Origin of the sequence: Shinella sp. M31 (genome assembly GCF_049199205.1) — a bacterium.
Classification (GTDB): Bacteria; Pseudomonadota; Alphaproteobacteria; order Rhizobiales; family Rhizobiaceae; genus Shinella.
Genome location: NZ_JBLZPH010000184.1, coordinates 1 through 243, shown reverse-complemented (window position 1 = coordinate 243; position 243 = coordinate 1). Strand labels below are relative to the sequence as shown.

Here is a 243-nt window from a genome sequence, read left to right as displayed (position 1 = left end):
CGCGGTCCAGGTGATGCCGCCATCGGACGAACTGACGGAGCTCAGCATGCCGTTGGCGATCGTCAGATCGGCATTGGTGAAACCGGTGACGGCTTCGCTGAAGGTGAAGGTCACCAGCGAGGTCTCGCCGGCTGCCAAAGCGGTGTCAGCTACGACGATGGTTGCGGTCGGGCGCTGAGTATCGATGCTGTAGTTGTTGGAGCTGGTGGTGCCGCTTCCCGTGTTGCCCGAGCCGTTCGCCAC

Annotated in this window: 1 protein-coding gene; it reads right to left on the bottom strand. The window is 63.0% G+C overall.

Annotated elements, in window-relative coordinates; translation table 11 throughout:
• A partial coding sequence (locus tag ACOZKU_RS27670; protein WP_421581599.1) for an Ig-like domain-containing protein occupies positions 1-243 on the bottom strand: 243 nt, incomplete at both ends.